Raw genomic sequence first — 18,116 nt, forward strand, 5'->3', positions numbered from 1 at the left:
CCGTTGAACTCCGACGGCGGGACCTGCCGCTCGATCAGGTACTGGCCCGCGGGCGAGGTCGTCTTGATCGAACCGGCCGGCGAGATGTGGTCGGTGGTGATCGAGTCGCCGAACACGGCCAACACCCGGGCCTCGACGATGTCGGTGACCGCCGACGGCTCCATCTGCATGTCGCGGAAGTAGGGCGGGTTCTGGACATAGGTCGAGCCCATGTCCCAGTCGTAGGTCTGGCCGCCCTTGACCTTGATGCCCTGCCAGTTCTTGTCGCCCTTGAAGACGTCGGCGTAGCGGGTGGCGAACATCTTGTTGGTCACGTGCTTGCGCTGCAGCGCCGTGACCTCGGCCGAGGTCGGCCAGATGTCCTTCAGGTAGACGGGCTTACCGTCCTTGCCCTCGCCGAGGGGCTCGTTGACCAGGTCGATCTGCATCGAGCCGGCCAGCGCATAGGCCACCACCAGCGGCGGCGAGGCCAGGTAGTTGGCCCGCACGTCGGGGTTCACGCGGCCCTCGAAGTTCCGATTGCCCGAGAGCACCGAGCAGGCGACCACGTCGTTCTTCTGGATTGATTCCGAGATCGCCTCAGGCAGCGGGCCGGAGTTGCCGATGCAGGTGGTGCAGCCATAGCCCACCAGGTTGAAGCCCAGGGCGTCCAGGCTCTTGTCCAGCTTGGCGGCCTTCAGATAGTCGGTGACCACCTGAGATCCGGGGGCCAGCGAGGTCTTCACCCAGGGCTTCACCCGCAGGCCCTTCTCGACCGCCTTCTTGGCCACGAGGCCGGCGGCGATCAGCACGGAAGGGTTGGACGTGTTGGTGCACGACGTGATGGCCGCGATCACCACATCGCCGTTGCCGATGTCAAAGTTCTCGCCTTCGACCTTGAAGCGCTCGGCCAGGCTGTCGGGTTTGCCGAAGGTCTCGCCGGTCAGGGCCGACTTGAACTCGGGCGCGGCGTCGGACAGCAGCACGCGGTCCTGCGGACGCTTGGGACCCGCCAGGGACGGCATGACCGTCGACATGTCCAGTTCCAGGGTGTCCGAGAACACCGGATCCGGATCGGTCGGCTCGCGCCACATGCCCTGGGCCTTGGCGTAGGCCTCGACCAGCGCCACGCGCTCAGGCGCGCGATTGGTGGCGGCCAGGTAGTCGATGGTGGCCTGGGTGACCGGGAAGAAGCCGCAGGTGGCGCCGTATTCCGGGGCCATGTTGGCGATGGTCGCCTGGTCTTCCAGGGTCATAGAGGCCAGGCCGGGGCCGTAGAACTCCACGAACTTGCCGACCACGCCCTTCTTGCGGAGCATCTGGGTGACGGTCAGCACCAGGTCGGTGGCGGTCGCGCCTTCCGGCAGGGCGCCGTCCAGCCTGAAGCCGATCACCTCGGGGATCAGCATCGGGATCGGCTGGCCCAGCATGGCCGCCTCGGCCTCGATGCCGCCCACGCCCCAGCCCAGAACGGCCAGGCCGTTGATCATGGTGGTGTGGCTGTCGGTGCCGACCACGGTGTCGGGATAGGCGACTTCCGGGCCCTCGTCGGCGTTCGTCCAGACGGTCTGGGCCAGGTACTCGAGGTTGACCTGGTGGCAGATGCCGGTCCCGGGCGGCACGACGCGGAAGTTGTTGAACGCCGAGGAGCCCCAGCGGAGGAAGTTGTAGCGCTCGATGTTGCGCTGGTACTCGCGGTCGACGTTCTCGCCGAATGCCTTGGCGGTGCCGAAGTAGTCCACCATCACCGAGTGGTCGATGACCAGGTCGACGGGGTTCAGCGGGTTGATCTTCTCGGGGTTGGCCCCCAGGGCGGTCATGGCGTCGCGCATGGCGGCCAGATCGACCACCGCCGGCACGCCGGTGAAGTCCTGCATCAGCACCCGCGCCGGGCGGAAGCTGATCTCGTGCTCGACGGCGCCCCTGTTGTCGATCCAGGCCGCGATCGCCTTCAGGTCGTCGGGGCCGACGGAGACGCCGTCCTCGTTCCGCAGGAGGTTCTCGAGAAGCACCTTCATCGAGATGGGCAGGCGCGAAACGCCCGAAAGTCCCGCTTCCTCCGCGGCCGGGAGACTGTAGTAAGCGTAGGTCTTGTCGCCGACCGTCAGCTGACGGCGGGTCTTGAGGGTGTCCACGGACGCCATATTAGGGAGATCCTTTCTGCTCGCTGCCGGCCGGACACCCAAAGGGGATCGCGCGCTCTATCAGAGACGGACACACAGCGTTCGTCCCCGCGCGGCGTTGGTTCCCCCCAAGCGTCGGCGGCCGCCGCTTCATAGACCCGACCTATCGCGGCGTCCATGCGCGCGCCTAAGAACCTTCCCAAAAGCTTGGATGACCGCTTGATCACGCAGCTATCGATCCGGGACGCTGCCGTCCGGCGCGGCGGCCGGCTGCTGTTCGAGGGGGTTGCCCTGGAACTGGCGGCCGGCGAGGCCTGCGCGCTGACCGGCCCGAACGGCTCGGGCAAGACCAGCCTCCTGCGGGCAGTGGCGGGCCTGGTGCGGCTGGAGGCGGGCGACGTGGCGTTCGGGGCCTTGGATCCAGCGGACGCGCGGGGCTCGGGCCTGCACCTGGTGGGCCACGCCGACGGACTGAAGGCGTCGCGGACAGCCCGCGAGGAGCTGTCGTTCTGGACCCGGTGGTGCGGCGGCGGCGAGGCCGCCGTGCGCGAGGCCGCCGACGCGCTCGAACTCACCGCCTTGCTCGACCTGGAGGTCCGACGTCTCTCGGCCGGCCAGCGGCGGCGGCTGGCCCTCGCCCGCATGCTGGCCGCGCCGCGTCCGCTCTGGCTGCTGGACGAGCCGCTGAGCCCTTTGGACGCCCGCTGGCGCGAGGGCTTCGGAGCCCTGATGCAGCGGCACCTGGACGGTGGGGGCCTCATCCTGGCGGCCGTCCACGATCCGCTTCCGATCGCCACCCGCAACCTCGAGCTCGCGGCGTGAGCCGCCTGGCCGCTCTCATCGCGCGGGAGACCACCCTGGCCTGGGGCCGTGGCGGCGGGCCGCTGGTGGCGCTGGGGTTCTATGCCGGGGTCGCGACCTTCCTGCCGCTGGCGATCGGGCCGCAGCACGACCGGCTCGCGGCCATCGCCACGGGCGCGGCCTGGGTGGCCTTGGCCCTCGCCTCGCTCCTGTCGCTCGAGCGCATGTTCGAGCGCGACTATGAGGACGGCGCCCTGGACCTGTTGCTGCTGTCGCCCGTCCCGCTGGAGCTGACCTGCCTGGTGAAGTGCGCCGGCCAGTGGCTGGCGACGGGCGCGCCGCTGGCCCTCGGCGCCCCGGTGGCCGCCATCGCCCTCGGCGCCAGCCCGGCCCTCGCGCCGCTGGTCTTCGCCTGCGCCCTGCTGGGCGGGATCGCGTTTGCGTTCATCGGGGGGATCGGCGCGGCGCTCAGCCTGGGCGCCCGGCGCGGCGGCCTGCTGACGGCGGTGATCGTGCTGCCCCTGTTCGTGCCGCCGGTGATCTTCGGGGGCGGCGCCCTGGCGAATTTCGCGGCCGGCCTGCCCTGGACGGGCGGCATGGCGTTCCTGGGCGCCTACGCGGCTGCGGCCGTCGCGTTCGGGCCGCTGGCGATGGCGGCAGCCTGCCGGAACGCGCTGAGCTAGTTCCGCGGCTTCGGATACCAGAGGGCGTTGACGATCACCCAGCGCTCGCCGAAGCGGCCGAGGTGAAAGTAGTCGACGAACCAGGGGGTTTCGACTCGGGCCACGGCGGCGTTGCCGGCGATGTCCAGCACGCGCACCGACCGGCTCCACTGCTCTTTCGGGGTCTTCAGCACGCCCTGTTTCGTCAGGTCGACCAGTTCCTCCTTCGTCATCCGGCGCAGGGCCAGGATCTCGTCGGGGTTCGTGGTGACGGCGCGCTTGGCCAGGTCCGGGTGCAGCGAACGCGCCACCCGGGCCGCGTCGCCCTCCAGCTGACCGTCGACATAGTCGTAGGCCACGGCCTCGATGGCCTTCACGGCGGCCGGGTCCATTGGCGCGGCGGCTTGCGGCTGCGGCGCGGCCGTCGCCACGGCGGCGGCGAACAGGGCGGCGATCATGTCGGGTCTCCTCGTCTCAAGCTCGGCCGTATGCCGCGTCCAAGCCACGGAAGCACATGAAGAAAGCTTAATACCGCCCGCCGCTTTTCAGCCGCATCCTCCGCCTGAGCTTGGCCCTTCGAAGGGAACCACCTGCGGGAGACGAGACGACGATGTCGAAACCCATGATCCGGCTGCTGGCCGGGGTCGCCCTTACCTTCATCGCCGGGTCCGCCCTGGCCCAGAGCGAGCAGACCGCCCGTCGGGAGGCGGCCGAGGACACCGCCGCCACGGCCCGGCCGGGCGCGAGGCCGCAACAGACCGAGCGGCGCCACGTGCACATCTATCGGCAGGGCGATCGTCATCACGGCGCGGGACACACGGGCCGGATGGACCACCTGTCCGACATCCTGCAGCTGCGCCCCGACCAGGCTCCGGCGCTGAAGGCCTTCCTGGAGGCGACGCAAGACGACCGCGGCCGCCACGACCACATGGTCAAGTTCGACCGCGACGCCCGGCGCACGACGCTGGAGCGCCTGGACGACATGCAGGCCCGGATGGCGGAGCAGCAGGCGGAGGCCAACCGACGGATCGCGGCCATCAAGGCCTTCTACGGCCAACTCGACGCGAAGCAGAAGGCCGCGTTCGACGCCATGCCGATGCTGATGATGGTGGGCCCCAGCATGGGACCCATGGTCATCCCCCACCGGATCGCGGCCGCCCACGACATGCCGCCCCCGCCGGCGCCGCCGGAGCCGCCGCGACCACCCAGGCTGTAGCCTGACTTGCAGGGCGGGCGCGCTGACTCTATGCCGGTCGCATGAGCTGGGCGCCCGCCTTCCTGTCGAATCCGGATCGCTTCATGGCGTTCTCGCGGTGGGCGACCCCGATGTTCGGGGTCATCGCCCTGGCCCTGGGCGCCGTCGGCCTCTACCTGGGCTTCACGGCGCCGGAAGATTATCAGCAGGGCCAGACGGTCCGGATCATGTTCATCCATGTGCCGGCCGCCCAGATCAGCATGTTCGCCTATGTCTGCCTGGGCGTGGCCAGCTTCCTGGCGCTGATCTTCCGCCACACCCTGGCCGATTGCGCCGCCCAGGCCGCCGCACCGCTGGGCGCGGCTTTCACCTTCTTGGCCCTGGTCACGGGCTCACTCTGGGGCCGGCCCATGTGGGGCACTTGGTGGGAGTGGGACGGACGGCTGACGTCGGTCCTGGTGATGTTCCTGCTCTATATCGCCTACATGGCGCTCAGGGCCTCGATGGACGACGAGCAGAAGGCGGCCCGCGCCGCGGCCATCCTGGCGCTGGTGGGCTCGATCAACCTACCGATCATCCACTTCAGCGTGGAGTGGTGGAATTCGATCCACCAGGGCTCGTCCCTGTTCCGCGAGGGCGGTCCGGCCATGCCGCCGGTGTTCTGGATCCCCCTGCTCCTCATGGCCCTGGCCTACATGTCGGCCTTCGGGTCGTTGTGGCTGCTGCGCATCCGGGGCGAGGTTTGGCGCCGGCGCGCCGAGGCGGCGGCGCTGCGGGCCGCGAGGGGCTGATGTTCGACTTCAAGTACGCCGAGTTCATCGTCCCGGCCTTCGTGATCACGGGGCTCGTCTTCGCCGGCATGATCGGGTTCTCGCTCAACCACGCCCGCCGCTGGCGCAAGCGCTACGAGGACCTGACCCGCAAATGATCCTGCTTCGGCAAGGCTACGCAGGACCCGGTCCTTCGAAGCTTCCCAAGGAAGCGAAATAGGATGAGCCGCTGGCTCGCCTTCCTGCCGATCGTCGCCCTCGTGGCCCTGGGCGGGCTGTTCTATTTCTACGCCCTGCAGCGGGGCGACGCGAAGTACCAGCCCCAGGCCCTTGTGGGCCGGACGGCGCCCGACGTGACCTTGCCAAGCCTTGCAGACGGCCAGCCCGTTCGCATCCGCGACGCCGCCGCGGAGGGGCCGATGGTGGTGAACTTCTTCGCGTCCTGGTGCGCGCCCTGCGAGATCGAACACCCTGTCCTTATGGGCCTGAAAGGCGCCGGAGTTCGCGTGGTGGGCATCGCCTACAAGGACGCGCCCCCGAACACCCAGGCGTTCCTGACCCGGCTGGGCGATCCCTTCACCACCGCCCTCGTCGACCGCGACGGTCGCGCGGGCGTCGAGTTCGGCGTCACCGGAGTGCCCGAGACCTATGTCATCGGCCGCGACGGCAAGGTCCTGGCCAAGCACACCGGCCCGCTCACCGACGCCGAGGCCGCGAAGCTGGCGAAACTGGCCCGTTAACCCTGCGTTGAGGCGGAAGCGGCAGTTTGGGCGCAACGTCCGTTAACCATACCGCCCCGCAGACCGAGCCGCGCGTGACCACGATCCGTCCGAACCTCTACCCGCAGACCCAGGCGCGTCCCCAATCCCAGGACAGCGGCAAGCTGGCGGCCCAGCGGGCGTTCTTCGACGCCCTGGGCCAGGCTCAGCGGAGCTCGGCGCCCTCCGCGCCCCCGGCGACCGCCGCCGCGACGGCGGCGACCCCCTCCGCGACCGCGGCCCGCGTCGAGCCGAGCGCCGCCCCGACCGATCCGGCCCAAAAGATCCTCCGACCGGGCTCGCTGCTGGATATCCGGGTCTAGGCGGAGAAAATCGAGTTCCACGCCTAAGCCTCGAAATTAACTGTAATTTATCACGGAACGACGTACGTCCCCCGCGGGTTCTTTGCGTGCAACCAGCAGCTGAACAGGCCCATGGGACGGGAAGATCGCATCTACGAAGAGGCTGCCGCCCTGTGGCGACAGCTCTACGGCGAGCCGCCGCCCCGCGAGGCGGGCGGCGCGGACATCCTCGGCATGATCGTGGGCAGCCTGCCGGACACGGACTACAACCGCCTGCAGACGCCACACCTGCGCCCCAGCAACATCACCTTCCCGAAATAGCTATTCGGTGGGCGGCGGAGGCAGCTCCTCGGCCTTGACGTACTTCATCAGCAACGGTGCGTGGGCGATGGAGAAGACCACCGTCAGGATCATCATACCGGGGAAGCGGAAGTAGACCCAGGTCTCGTCCGTCTGGGTTCGCCACACGAACTCGTTCAGCGCCGCCAGGCCCAGGAAGAATCCCGCATAGTTCAGCGTCAACCGCCGCCAGGTGGCGTCGGGCATCGCGAACGCCTCGCCCAGCACCAGCTTCAAAGGATGCTTCTTCAGCACCAGCCCGCCCAGCAGCAACAGGCCGATGGCCGTGTTCACGATTGTCGGCTTGACCTTCAGGATCCGCGGGTCGTGGAAGAACAGCGAGGCGCCGCCGAACACCAGGCCCGCGCCCCCCACGAACAACGGCAGGGGCGCGATACGCCGCTCGACGGCGAACCCCACGGCGATGGCCACGATCGAGCCGACCACCAGACCCCACGTAGCCTTCTGGATGTCGCGGGTGACCAGGAAGGCGGCCAGGAAGGCGGCGAGGGCGGCGTAGTCCACGAAGTAGCGGACCCAGTGCCGCCGGTTCTCAGCACTCATCGGATAGGTTCCTCGAGGCCCACGAGCGAGCGGGCGAAGGCGCGGGCGTCGAAGGGCTGCAGGTCGTCGACGCCCTCGCCCACGCCGATCAGCTTGATGGGGCTGTCCGACGCCTGGGCGACCGGCACCAGCACGCCGCCCCGCGCCGTGCCGTCCAGCTTGGTCATGACGATGCCCGAGACGCCGATCTGGTTGCCGAAGATGTTCTCCTGCGCCAGGGCGTTGCGGCCGACCGTGGCGTCGAGGACCAGCAGCGTCTCGTGCGGATAGTCGGGGTCGACCTTCTTCACCACGCGGATGATCTTCAGCAGCTCGTCCATGAGGCCCTGCTTGTTCTGCAGTCGGCCCGCGGTGTCGATCAGAACCACGTCGTAGCCTTCGGTGCGCGCCTTCTGCACCGCGTCGAACGCAAGGCCGGCGGCATCCGATCCCGTGGGACGGCCCATGAAGTCGGCGCCCGCCCGCTCCGCCCAGATCTTCAGCTGCTCGACGGCGGCGGCGCGGAAGGTGTCCCCGGCCACCACCAGGACCTTCGCGCCCTGGCGGGTGAGGTCGGTGGCGACCTTGCCCAGCGTCGTGGTCTTTCCCGACCCGTTCACGCCGATGAACAGCACCACGTAGGGCCGCGGCCCAGACAGCGGCTCGAACGCGCCCTGCCGGCCGGACAGCTCCTCGCCGATGGCGACCGACAGCGCCTCGCGGATCTCGGTCTCGTCCACGTCCTTGCCGAACTTCTCGGCGGCGAAGCGTTCGGCGATGCGGGCGGCGGAATGCGGGCCAAGGTCGGCCTCGATGAGCATCTCCTCCAGCTCATCCAGCTTGGCCTGGGTGAGCGGCTCCTTGGCCACGAAGACCTGGGCGATCTGCTCGCCCATCTGTTTGGAGGACTTGGTCAGGCCTTCGGTAAGGCGCGCGAACCAGCCGCGTTTGGGGTCTGCCATGGAGGCTGCTTCTAGCGACCTCCTTGCGCGCCGTCACGCGCCACCGCATCAAGGGCCATGGACCCGCTGGCCGTCACCCTCGTCGTGCTGGACTACGCCGCCGTGGCGGTGTTCGGCGCCACGGGCGCGCTGGCCGCGGCCCGGCGCAAGCACGACATCATCACCTTCGGCTTCTTCGCCGCGGTGACGGGGGTCGGGGGCGGCACCCTGCGCGACCTCCTCATCGATGCGCCGGTCTTCTGGGTGGGCCGCCCGGAGTACATCGTCGCGTGCCTGATCGCGGCGCTCGCCATCTGGGTCCTGGGCTGGGGGCAGGGCCGCGAGCGGCTGCTGCTCTGGCTGGACGCCCTGGGCATGGCCGCCTACGCCGTGGTGGGCGCGCTGAAGGCGACGTCGCTGGGCGTGCCGCCGGTCTCCGCGGTCATCATGGGCGTCCTGACCGCCACCTTCGGCGGGGTGCTGCGGGACGTGCTGGCGCACGAGCCCTCGATCCTGCTGCGCCGGGAACTCTACGTGACCCCGGCCCTGATCGGCGCCGGCGTCTTCGTCGGGCTGCACGCCCTCGACCTGCCGCTGGCGGTCAGCGGGACGATGGGGTTCCTGGCGGCCTTCGCCGTGCGGTCCGGCGCGATCCTGTTCGGCTGGCAGATGCCCGGGTTTCCGGGACGGGCGCCGCCCAACTAGGTGTCGTGGTCGGGGTGCTGGTGGGAGACCACCTGCGCCTGGTAGGCGCGCGTCTTGGCGTGCGCTTCCGGAGATTGGGTGCGGAGCGAACCCAGCTCATCGACCCACGGCAGCTTGGCCTCCAGGCCGATCTGGATGGTCGGCCGGATATCCGTCGGATCGTCGAAGGCGCCGATCGCGATGTCGAAAAAGCCCGCCCCCTCGAACGTCAGCTGCGTGCCGCAGTCGCCGCAGAAGCCCCGGCTGACCAGGTTGGAGCTGGCGAACAGTTTCCGCTCGCCGCGGGTCCAGGTCACCTGCTCGGGCTTCATCGAGACATAGGGGCCGAAGAACGACCCGAACGCCTTCTGGCACATGCGGCAGTGGCAGATGCTGGCGCGGCCGAGGTCGCCCTCGACGCGGAAGCGGACCGCGCCGCATTGGCAACCGCCGGACCGGCTCATGCCGCCACCGCCGTCAGCCGGCGCCCGTCATGGCCCGTGACGCGCATCGCCGCCACGCCGCCGACAGGAGCCTCGCCCTCGAACGCGATCTCGGTGAAGTCCTCGGCCCGCGCGATGCCGGACCGCTCGACCAGGGCCGACAGGGTCCGGCCGGCCTGCCGCTCCAGGTGCCGGATCAGGCCAGCCTCGCCGGCGGCCCGCAGCCGTGCGGCCCGGGCTTTGACCACGTCGCGCTTCACGGGCGGCATCCGCGCGGCCGGCGTGCCCGGGCGCGGGCTGAACGGGAAGACGTGCAGGAAGGCGAGCTCGGCCTCCTGCACCAGGCGAATGGAGTTCTCGAACATCTCGTCGCTCTCGGTCGGGAAACCCGCGATCAGGTCGGCGCCGAAGGCCACGTCGGGCCGCACGGCGCGCACCTCGCGGACCAGCTTCAACGCATCCGCGCGGCTGTGGCGGCGCTTCATCCGCTTCAGGATCATGTCGTCGCCGGCCTGCAGCGACAGGTGCAGGTACGGCATCAGCCGCGGCTCCTCCGCCAGGCAGCGCATCAGGTCGGGATCGATCTCGGCCGCGTCGATCGACGACAGGCGCAGGCGCGGCAGGTCGGGGACCAGCTTCAGGATCCTGGCCACGAGCTGGCCAAGGGTCGGCTGGCCCGGCAGGTCCGCGCCCCAGCTGGTGACGTCCACGCCCGTCAGCACGACCTCGCGATAGCCCTCGGCGGCCAGGCGGCGAACCTGTTCCACCACCTCGCCCGCCGCGGCCGAGCGCGAATTCCCGCGGCCATAGGGGATGATGCAGAAGGTGCAGCGGTGGTCGCAGCCGTTCTGGACCTCCACATAGGCCCGCGCCCGGTCCTTCAGCCCGTCGATCAGGTGCCCGGCGGTCTCGCGGACGCTCATGATATCGTTGACGCGGACCCGCATCGGCTCGGCGCCCTGCGGCTGGGGCGCATAGGCGCCGGCCTGGCTCTTCTCGGCATTGCCTAGGACCAGGTCTACCTCGGTCATGGCCGCGAAGGCGGCGGGGTCTATCTGGGCAGCGCATCCCGTGACGATCAGCTTCGCGCCCGGTCGTTCGCGCCGGGCCTTGCGGATCGCCTGCCGGGCCTGGCGCACGGCCTCGTTCGTCACCGCGCAGGTGTTGAACACGATGGCGTCGGAAAGGCCGTCCTCCGCCGCCCGCTTGCGGATGACCTCGCTCTCGTAGGCGTTCAGCCGGCAGCCGAACGTGACGATGTCGACGTCCGTCTTGGCGTCAGGGTCGGCGGCCGACACGGCTCTGGTCCTTCGCATAAACGGTCTTCAGCGCGATCGCGCAGATGTCCCGGCCCGGGGCCGGTCCATCCACGCGGGAATCCGCGGCGTTGTCGCGGTTGTCGCCCATCAGATACCACGAACCGGCGGGCACGGTCGTCGCGGCCATCTGATCCAGGTCGCCGTTGGGGCCCAGATCGTAGATGCGATGGCGCGCCCCGTTCGGCAGCGTCTCCTCGAATTCGGTGACGCGCAGCGGCGTGTTCGGCAGGGCGACCGAGCCCATTGCACGGCGGGCCACCGGCTTGCCGTCGATCACCAGCAGGCCCCCACGCATCTCAACCGTCTGGCCTGGGCCGGCGACGACCCGGTGCATGTAGGGCGCGGCCGTGCCCGGCCGGCGGAAGACGACCACGTCGCCGACCTTCACGTCGGCGCGGCCGCATTCCGCCCGCGCGCCGTCGACCATGACGACGTCGCCCGCCTTCAGCGTCGGCTCCATGGAGGCGGAAGCCATGCTGTAGGTCGGATGGGGTCCGTATGAGCCATAGAGCATGTTGGCGATCACCAGCACGAGCCAAGGCGCCACATAGAGCAGGATGAGCTTGCTGGGCCGGCCACCCTTCGGCGGCGCCCGGTAAGCCAGCCACGCGGCGTGGAGGCCGAGCAGCGCGGCTACGACGGCCGCGCCGACGATCAGGCCCTGCAGCCCGAAGCGGTATACGCCCGGCGGCGAGGCCAGCGTCCATTCGTTCAGCGCGACCGCGCCCGCCATCAGGCCGACGACGGTGGCGGCCACCATCCTCCAGGCCCCGGCGTAGGCGTAGCCCACGGGGGGGAAGACGGCGTTCAGCAAGAGGGCGATCCACCAGCGGCGCGGCCGCGGGGCGTAGGTCTCGGTCAAGGCAGCTCGCCCATGAAGTCGACCGCCGCCGGCCCCGTCATGACCACGTGGCCGTCCTCGCGCCATTCGACGTGCAGCTCGCCGCCGTCGAGGACCATGGTGGCGTGACGGCCGACCAGATCGCGGCGCGAGGCGGCCACCAGGGCGGCGCAGGCGCCCGTGCCGCAGGCCTTGGTCAGGCCGGCGCCCCGCTCCCAGACCCGCAGGCGGATGCGGTCCCGGTCCAGAACCTGGGCGAAGCCGACGTTCACGTGCTCGGGAAACAGCGGGTGCTTTTCGATTTCCGGTCCGATGCGGGCGATCGGCACGGCTTCCACGTCGGGGACGAAGAACACCACGTGCGGGTTGCCCATGGAGACGCAGCCGGGCGGCGCCATCAGGTCGGCATGGTGGTAGAGGACCACGTCCAGGGCGGCGGTGTCGCGGGCTTCGGCCAGCGGGATCTGGGTCCAGTCGAGACCCGGCTCGCCCATGTCGACACTGACGAGGCGCTCGCCGGCGCGGGTGGCGACCAGGCGTCCCGCCTTGGTCTGGATGACCGCCTCATCCTTGCCGGACGCCTGCATCAGCAGCCAGCCGACGCAGCGCGTGCCGTTGCCGCAGGCCGAGACCTCTTCGCCGTCCGCGTTCCAGAACCGGACCCGGGCGTCGGCGTCGTCCGCCTTCTCCACCACGATGAGCTGGTCGCAGCCGACGCCCGACTTGCGGTCGGCGATCGCCCGCACCTCGTCCGCGGTGGGGGCGAAGGGGGCGCTGCGGGTCTCGACCACGACGAAGTCGTTGCCGAGCCCGTTCATCTTGAGAAACGGACGGCTCATGGCCGCGGCTATATAGGGAAAAGCGGCGGCCGTCGCATCCTGGGCGAGGAGAGTCCCGGCCCGTGGGCGCTCAGGTCCTCTCCACGGCCGAGGCGGTGTCGTCGATCATGGCGACGATCCGATCCAGATCCTCGGGGCTCACCGGCCGCGACATGCGCGCCTTGAGCGCCATGCCCAGGTTCATCATCGCCCGGCCAACACGGTGGCGGCCTGGGGCGGCGTGCTGCGCCGCCTCGTCCATCCGGCCGAAGACCTGGTCCACCGACGGGCGGTTGCGGTCCAGTTCGGCCTTGCCGTCGTCAGTGATCTCGAAGCGTTTGCGGCCGCCCTCCGCTTCCGTCTGCCGGATCAGCCCTTCGTCTTCCAGCAGGGCCAGGGTCGGATAGACCACGCCGGGCGACGGGCGATAGGCGCCGCCGGTCCGCTCTTCCAGCTCCTTGATCAGCTCGTAGCCGTGCCGGGGCTGTTCCTCCAGCAGGGCGAGCATCACGAACCTCAGGTCGCCATGCTCGAAGAAGCGGCCCATCCGGCCGCCCCGCCGATGTTCACGGCCTTCGCCGCCGTGACGTCCGCCCCAGCCGTACCGGCTGCGATGGAAACCGCGGTCGCTATGATTGTGAAAGTGTCTGTGCATTCGATTTTCGATCCTATTTCGATATGTCTAAAGTTTAGATACATCGAAACCGCATCGGACCGCAAGCGCTTTTCGATACGGTCGAAATGTATCGGCAGCAATGCGTCTGGACGTGCGCGTCGCGGTGGGCAAGCTTTGCGGCATGAGCCGGTTGTTCGGACCCATTCGCCAGAACGGCTACGTCGTGCGCGACATCCGCGCGGCGATGGACCATTGGATCCATGTGGTGGGCGTCGGCCCGTGGTTCTTCATCGAGCGCGTGAAGACGGACTGGTTCCGCCACCGGGGCGCGGACTCGCCCATGACGATGAGCGTGGCGCTGGCCAACTCCGGCGACCTGCAGATCGAGCTGATCCAGCAGACCAACGACGCCCCGTCGCTCTATCGGGAATTCCTCGACGCCGGCCACGAGGGGCTGCAGCACCTGGCCTACTGGACCCACGACTACCAGGGGCTCTACGACCGGGCGATCGCTAAGGGCTACGAGGTCGGGCACGAGGGCCAGATCGGCGGCGAGCAGGGCCGCTTCGCCTATTTCGACACGACCGCCCCGCATCCCGGCGCGATGATCGAGATCTCGGACATCAGCGGGAACAAGGGCCGCTTTTTCGAACACATTCGCAAGGCCGCCCAGGACTGGGACGGCGCCGATCCGATCCGCGCGATCTCCTGACCTCCGACCCGCCCCCAAAAGGAACCACCCTGTGACCGACCTAGCCGAACGCCGCCTGAAGACGGTGCGCGACCACATGGCCCTGGAATGCGTCTGCGACTGGGACGCCGTGATCGCCACCTTCGAACATCCCCGCTACGAGATGTACGGCGCGGGCCAGGTGTTCGACGGCGAGGCGCAGGTCCGCGGCTATTTCGCCGCCTCGCGAACGCCCTTCCCCGACCAGGCCAACGAGATCGTCGCCATCGCCCATGGCGGCGACACGGTGCTGGTGGAGTTCTTCCTGACCGGCACCCACCTGGGGCCGCTGAACCTCGGCCAGGGACGCGTGGCCGAGCCGACCGGCAAGGCGTTCCGGGTGCGGATGGCCGCGACCTTCGAGTTCCCGCCCGGCGGCGACAAGATCATCTGCGAGCGGCCCTACTTCGATCAGGGCGCGGTGCTGCGCGCGCTGGACCTGGCCTAGCCAGGCGCGCCTCAGACCTCCTTCAGCACCTCGGCCAGGAGCTTGCCTTCCCCGCGGCGGTTCGAGCCTGCGCGCCAGGCGACGACGATCTCCCGGGCGGGATGTTCGGCCTCGATGGGGCGGACGGCCACGTGAGCCGCGTCCGCGAGCCCCGCGCTCACGGCCATCTGAGGCAGGAAGGTGACGCCCAGACCCGAGCCCACCATCTGCACCAGCGTGGGCAGCGAGGTGGCGGCGAACGGCTCCTCCCCAAGGCCGACGCGTGGCGGATTCAGCTTGCAGGCCGACAGCGCATGTTCGCGCAGGCAGTGACCATCCTCCAGCAGGATCATGTTCTCCTGCTCCAGCGCCTCCGGAGACGCGGTCTTCAGCTTGGCCAGAGGGTGGTCGGCCGGCAGGGCCGCCAGCAGCTCATCGTCGGCGACGTGCGCCCACTCAAGGCCAGCCATGTCGAACGGCAGGGCGATCAGCGCCGCGTCCAGCCGGCCGGCCTTGAGCTCGACGATCAGCCGCTGGGTCAGGTCCTCACGCAGGAAGAGGCGCAGCTTGGGGAATTTCTGGCGCAGCAGCGGCAGGGCGCCCGGCAGCAGGAACGGGGCGATCGTGGGGATGACCCCCAGCCGGAACCGGCCGGTCAGCGGCTGGCCGGCGTTTTTCGCGGCTTCGACCAGCTCCTCGGCCTCGTTGAGGATCACGGTGGCGCGCCGCAGGGCTTCTTCGCCGACGGGCGTCAGAATCACGCCCGTACGGGCCCGGTCCACCACCGGCGCGCCCAGCGTCCGCTCGAGCTCCTGGATGCCCGCGGAGAGGGTGGGCTGGGTGACGTGCGCCGCTTCGGCCGCCTTGCCGAACGCGCCGTGCTCGGCGAGCAGCTTGAGGTACTGGAGCTGGCGGATCGTGGGGAGCATGGGTGAACCTCGTCCCGGCCGCGCGATCATTCACGCGCATCGGCGGGGAGCTCTATATAGACGCAACCTATTTCATATCCAAAAACTATCGATTGGAATTGTTGGCCGACGCCCCCTATCTCCACGCCACGGCGGCCCTCCTCCCCTTGTGGCCGCCGCTGCATTTTAAGGAGAGTTGTATGCTGGGTGTTGGCCAGACGCTGCCCGATTTCAAGATCGTGGGTGTGAAGCCCAAGTTCATGCGCCACGAAGAGAACGGCGAGAGCGCGTTCGAGACCCTCACCAAGGAAAGCTTCCCGGGCAAGTGGAAGGTCATCTTCTTCTACCCGAAGGATTTCACCTTCGTCTGCCCGACCGAGATCGCCGAGTTCGCCCGCCTGAACCGCGAGTTCGCCGACCGTGACGCGGTCGTCCTGGGCGGCTCGACCGACAACGAGCACTCCAAGCTCGGCTGGCGCCGCGAACATCCGGATCTGAATGAACTGCCGATCTGGAACTTCGCCGACAACTCCGGAAAGTTCGCCCGCGACCTGGGCGTCCTGAACGAGGAAGAGGGCGTCGCCCTGCGCGCCACCTACATCGTCGACCCCGACAACGTCGTGCAGCACGTCTACGTCACCAACCTGAACGTGGGCCGCAACCCGCAGGACACGCTCCGGGTCCTCGACGCGCTGCAGACTGACGAACTCTGCCCGTGCAACCGTTCGGTTGGCGGCGAGACCCTGAAGGCCGCGTAAGCACACACCGCGCAGCCTTTAGTGCTTGTCCGGGGGCGCTCGCCCCTCTCCCCCCAGAGCGCCCCCGGATTTTTCTGCCCCGCGCGCCGACGCGCGCATCCCAGACATTTCCGGAGACCACCATGTCCCTCGACGCCCTGCGCGACGGCCTGCCCGCCTATGCCAAGGACATCAGCCTGAACCTCGGCAGCCTGGCCTCCGAGACCGTGCTGACCGACCAGCAGAAGTGGGGCGCCTTCGTCGCCTCCGCCCACGCCCTCGGCGTCCCCGCCGTCGTCCGGGCCATCGAGGCCGCCGCCGACGCGGCCGGCCTTTCGCCCGAAGCCAAGAGCGCCGCCAAGGCCGCGGCCGCCATCATGGGCATGAACAACGTCTACTACCGTTCGCTGCACCTGCTCTCGAACGGCGAGTACAAGACCCTGCCGGCGCGCCTGCGCATGAACGTCCTGGCGAATCCGGGCGTCGACAAGGCCGACTTCGAACTGTGGTCCACCGCCGTCTCCGCCGTGAACGGCTGCGGCATGTGCCTGGACTCGCACGAGGCCGAGCTGAAGAAGCACGGCGTGCCGACCCAGAGCATCCAGGCCGCGCTCCGCATCGCGGCCGTGGTCAACGCCGCGAGCCGCGTGATCGCCGCCGAGACCGCCCTGGCGGCCTGAGCCAGGACGTCAGGCGCCCAGCGCCGCCGCCAGCCGCGCCACGCCGGCGTCCATCGCCCTGGCCGGGAAGCCGGTGAAGCCGAGGAGCAGGCCGTGGCGCGGGGGCGCGGCGTGGTGCAGCGGACTGATGGCCCGGGTCAGCACCCCCCGGGCCGCCGCCTGGGCCTCCGCGTCCAGGTCCGAGCGACCGTCCTTCAGGTAGGCGATCAGGTGCATGCCCTGGTCCGGCACGTCCGGCTCGAGGATGTCTCCCATCCGCCTGGCGAGCGCCTCGGCCAGCGCATCCCGCTGGGCCTTGTAGGCCAGCCGTCGGCGGCGGATGTGGGCGGCGAACTGGCCGCTCTCCATGAAGTCCAGCGTGACCGCCTGGGTCAGGCTGGGGGGCTGACGATCGGCCAGACGGCGCAGCGCCGACAGCGGCTCCACCAGCGCCCGGGGCGCCACCAGGTAGCCCAGCCGCAGGCCTGGGAAGAGCGACTTGTTCAGCGTGCCCACATAGATCACCCGCTCGCCGCCATCGAGGCCCTGCAGCGACGCCAGGGGCGCGCCGGCGTAGCGGAACTCCGAGGCATAGTCGTCCTCCACGATCCAGGCGCCCGCGGCCCGCGCCCAGGCGATCAGTTCCAGCCGCCGCCCCATCGACATGGCCACGCCTAGCGGGAACTGGTGCGAGGGCGTCACGAAGGCCGCGCGCGCGTCCGCCGCCGCCGCGATCCCCGCCTGGACGACCATCCCCGAACGGTCCACCGGCACGGGCACGCCCTGGGCGCCGCCGGAGGTGAGGGCGTGCCAGGTCTGCGGATAGCCAGGATCCTCGAGCCAGACCTTGTCGCCTGGCTTCAGCAGCAGGCGCGAGGCCAGGTCGACCGCGTGCTGCGCGCCGGAGGTGACGATCACCTGCTCCGGCTCGCACACCACGCCGCGGGCGGCGCGCAGATAGTCCGCCACCGCCGCGCGCAGCCGCGGATCGCCGGCCGGCTCGGAATAACCGAAGTGATCCGGGCCCAGGGTTCGCAGCGCCCGTCGGGTCGACGCCGCCCAGGCGTCCAGCGCGCGGGCGTCCATCAGGGTCCGACCATTCGAGAAGGTCAGCGGCTCGGTGGAGCGCGGCGCGGGAAACCCCGCCACGTCCGGAATGCGCGCGGGCAGGACCGGCGCGGCCGCAGCCTGCGGCGACGGCTTCAGGTCCAGCACGCCCGAGAGATCCTGCGAGACGTAGGTGCCCGAGCCGGTCCGCCCCTCTGCGTAGCCCTCGGCCAGGAGCTGGTCGTAGGCCGCCACCACCGACGCCCGGGCGACCCCCAGCCGCGAAGCCAGGTCGCGGCTGGACGGCAACCGTCCCCCAGGCCGGAGCGCTCCGGCGTGAATGGCGCCCCGCACCTGGTCGTAGACCTGCCGGATCACCGGGCGCCCCGCCTCCGGCGCGGCCCAGGGATAGACGTCGGCCCAGCTCATCGCGCCTCCGAGTGGTCTGTCCAGATCGTTGGAAGTGGACCTATT

Annotated in this window: 24 protein-coding genes; 13 read left to right on the forward strand and 11 right to left on the reverse strand. The window is 69.7% G+C overall.

The genetic code is table 11. The annotated features are described in order from the left end of the window. The coding region (acnA, locus tag AX721_RS22745; RefSeq protein WP_068878251.1) for an aconitate hydratase AcnA at positions 1-2,123 on the reverse strand (2,123 nt) is incomplete at its 3' end. A 198-nt stretch (positions 2,124-2,321) separates the two neighbouring features. Between acnA and ccmA the strand changes: the two genes are divergently transcribed. Further along, complete coding sequence (gene ccmA / locus AX721_RS22750; RefSeq protein ID WP_068878252.1) at positions 2,322-2,924, forward strand: heme ABC exporter ATP-binding protein CcmA; 603 nt, start codon at positions 2,322-2,324, stop codon at positions 2,922-2,924. After that, complete coding sequence (gene ccmB / locus AX721_RS22755; RefSeq protein WP_068878253.1) at positions 2,921-3,586, forward strand: heme exporter protein CcmB; 666 nt, start codon at positions 2,921-2,923, stop codon at positions 3,584-3,586. The genes ccmA and ccmB overlap by 4 nt, the downstream gene beginning before the upstream one ends. Here the strand turns inward: ccmB and AX721_RS22760 are convergent. Further along, entirely contained in the window at positions 3,583-4,023 is a 441-nt protein-coding gene (locus AX721_RS22760) for a nuclear transport factor 2 family protein (RefSeq protein ID WP_068878254.1), read from the reverse strand. The two genes, ccmB and AX721_RS22760, sit on opposite strands and share 4 nt — an antisense overlap. Before the next feature lie 152 nt (positions 4,024-4,175). Between AX721_RS22760 and AX721_RS22765 the strand changes: the two genes are divergently transcribed. From AX721_RS22765 to AX721_RS22785, 6 genes are all read left to right on the forward strand, one after another. After that, the gene (locus AX721_RS22765) at positions 4,176-4,781 is read left to right on the forward strand and encodes a Spy/CpxP family protein refolding chaperone (protein WP_068879086.1); all 606 of its coding nucleotides are present in this window, start codon (positions 4,176-4,178) and stop codon (positions 4,779-4,781) included. A 41-nt stretch (positions 4,782-4,822) separates the two neighbouring features. Beyond that, the gene (gene ccmC, locus AX721_RS22770; RefSeq protein WP_068878256.1) at positions 4,823-5,551 is read left to right on the forward strand and encodes a heme ABC transporter permease CcmC; all 729 of its coding nucleotides are present in this window, start codon (positions 4,823-4,825) and stop codon (positions 5,549-5,551) included. After that, positions 5,551-5,688, forward strand: coding sequence for a heme exporter protein CcmD (ccmD, locus tag AX721_RS27035; protein ID WP_082765310.1), 138 nt, complete (start codon positions 5,551-5,553; stop codon positions 5,686-5,688). Before ccmC ends, ccmD begins: the two co-directional genes overlap by 1 nt. 63 nt (positions 5,689-5,751) lie before the next feature. Then, complete coding sequence (locus AX721_RS22775) at positions 5,752-6,270, forward strand: DsbE family thiol:disulfide interchange protein (RefSeq protein WP_068878257.1); 519 nt, start codon at positions 5,752-5,754, stop codon at positions 6,268-6,270. A gap of 74 nt (positions 6,271-6,344) precedes the next feature. Then, on the forward strand, positions 6,345-6,611 hold the full coding sequence (locus AX721_RS22780) for a hypothetical protein (protein ID WP_068878258.1): 267 nt from the start codon (positions 6,345-6,347) through the stop codon (positions 6,609-6,611). A gap of 111 nt (positions 6,612-6,722) precedes the next feature. Next, on the forward strand, positions 6,723-6,911 hold the full coding sequence (locus AX721_RS22785; RefSeq protein WP_068878259.1) for a hypothetical protein: 189 nt from the start codon (positions 6,723-6,725) through the stop codon (positions 6,909-6,911). Here AX721_RS22785 and AX721_RS22790 read toward each other — a convergent pair whose 3' ends face one another. Both AX721_RS22790 and ftsY read right to left on the reverse strand, forming a co-directional pair. Continuing rightward, complete coding sequence (locus tag AX721_RS22790; RefSeq protein ID WP_068878261.1) at positions 6,912-7,493, reverse strand: inner membrane-spanning protein YciB; 582 nt, start codon at positions 7,491-7,493, stop codon at positions 6,912-6,914. Then, entirely contained in the window at positions 7,490-8,434 is a 945-nt protein-coding gene (gene ftsY / locus AX721_RS22795) for a signal recognition particle-docking protein FtsY (protein WP_068878263.1), read from the reverse strand. The genes AX721_RS22790 and ftsY overlap by 4 nt, the downstream gene beginning before the upstream one ends. A gap of 57 nt (positions 8,435-8,491) precedes the next feature. Between ftsY and AX721_RS22800 the strand changes: the two genes are divergently transcribed. After that, a complete protein-coding gene (locus AX721_RS22800; protein ID WP_068878265.1) occupies positions 8,492-9,118 on the forward strand; it encodes a trimeric intracellular cation channel family protein in 627 nt (208 codons plus the stop codon). On the opposite strand, the gene AX721_RS22805 is transcribed toward AX721_RS22800, so the two are convergent. From AX721_RS22805 to AX721_RS22825, 5 genes are all read right to left on the reverse strand, one after another. Then, positions 9,115-9,561 (reverse strand): GFA family protein, encoded by a 447-nt coding sequence (locus AX721_RS22805; RefSeq protein ID WP_068878266.1) that lies wholly within the window; start codon positions 9,559-9,561, stop codon positions 9,115-9,117. The two genes, AX721_RS22800 and AX721_RS22805, sit on opposite strands and share 4 nt — an antisense overlap. Next, on the reverse strand, positions 9,558-10,838 hold the full coding sequence (gene mtaB / locus AX721_RS22810) for a tRNA (N(6)-L-threonylcarbamoyladenosine(37)-C(2))-methylthiotransferase MtaB (RefSeq protein ID WP_369796611.1): 1,281 nt from the start codon (positions 10,836-10,838) through the stop codon (positions 9,558-9,560). The genes AX721_RS22805 and mtaB overlap by 4 nt, the downstream gene beginning before the upstream one ends. Beyond that, a complete protein-coding gene (gene lepB / locus AX721_RS22815) occupies positions 10,819-11,721 on the reverse strand; it encodes a signal peptidase I (protein ID WP_068878269.1) in 903 nt (300 codons plus the stop codon). The genes mtaB and lepB overlap by 20 nt, the downstream gene beginning before the upstream one ends. Continuing rightward, positions 11,718-12,539: a diaminopimelate epimerase gene (dapF, locus tag AX721_RS22820; protein ID WP_068878270.1), complete on the reverse strand. Its 822-nt coding sequence runs from the start codon at positions 12,537-12,539 to the stop codon at positions 11,718-11,720. Before dapF ends, lepB begins: the two co-directional genes overlap by 4 nt. Positions 12,540-12,609: 70 nt before the next feature. Next, entirely contained in the window at positions 12,610-13,173 is a 564-nt protein-coding gene (locus AX721_RS22825) for a PadR family transcriptional regulator (protein WP_082765311.1), read from the reverse strand. A 100-nt stretch (positions 13,174-13,273) separates the two neighbouring features. On the opposite strand from AX721_RS22825, the gene AX721_RS22830 reads away from it, so the two are divergent. Then, positions 13,274-13,846 carry a VOC family protein gene (locus tag AX721_RS22830; RefSeq protein WP_197422683.1) on the forward strand — a complete coding sequence of 191 codons (573 nt, stop codon included), beginning with the start codon at positions 13,274-13,276 and terminating at the stop codon, positions 13,844-13,846. A gap of 31 nt (positions 13,847-13,877) precedes the next feature. Continuing rightward, positions 13,878-14,312, forward strand: a complete 435-nt coding sequence (locus tag AX721_RS22835) for an ester cyclase (RefSeq protein WP_068878272.1) — start codon at positions 13,878-13,880, stop codon at positions 14,310-14,312. Between the two features lie 11 nt (positions 14,313-14,323). Here the strand turns inward: AX721_RS22835 and AX721_RS22840 are convergent, their stop codons facing one another. Beyond that, positions 14,324-15,220 (reverse strand): hydrogen peroxide-inducible genes activator, encoded by an 897-nt coding sequence (locus AX721_RS22840; RefSeq protein WP_068878273.1) that lies wholly within the window; start codon positions 15,218-15,220, stop codon positions 14,324-14,326. A 179-nt stretch (positions 15,221-15,399) separates the two neighbouring features. Between AX721_RS22840 and AX721_RS22845 the strand changes: the two genes are divergently transcribed. Both AX721_RS22845 and AX721_RS22850 read left to right on the forward strand, forming a co-directional pair. Continuing rightward, on the forward strand, positions 15,400-15,957 hold the full coding sequence (locus tag AX721_RS22845) for a peroxiredoxin (RefSeq protein ID WP_068878274.1): 558 nt from the start codon (positions 15,400-15,402) through the stop codon (positions 15,955-15,957). A 122-nt stretch (positions 15,958-16,079) separates the two neighbouring features. After that, positions 16,080-16,616 carry a carboxymuconolactone decarboxylase family protein gene (locus AX721_RS22850; protein WP_068878275.1) on the forward strand — a complete coding sequence of 179 codons (537 nt, stop codon included), beginning with the start codon at positions 16,080-16,082 and terminating at the stop codon, positions 16,614-16,616. 9 nt (positions 16,617-16,625) lie between these two features. On the opposite strand, the gene AX721_RS22855 is transcribed toward AX721_RS22850, so the two are convergent. Further along, positions 16,626-18,071 (reverse strand): PLP-dependent aminotransferase family protein, encoded by a 1,446-nt coding sequence (locus AX721_RS22855; RefSeq protein ID WP_068878276.1) that lies wholly within the window; start codon positions 18,069-18,071, stop codon positions 16,626-16,628. Positions 18,072-18,116 lie beyond the last annotated feature (45 nt).

Source organism: Phenylobacterium sp. CCH9-H3 (assembly GCF_001557235.1).
In the GTDB taxonomy this organism is placed as follows: Bacteria; Pseudomonadota; Alphaproteobacteria; order Caulobacterales; family Caulobacteraceae; genus Phenylobacterium.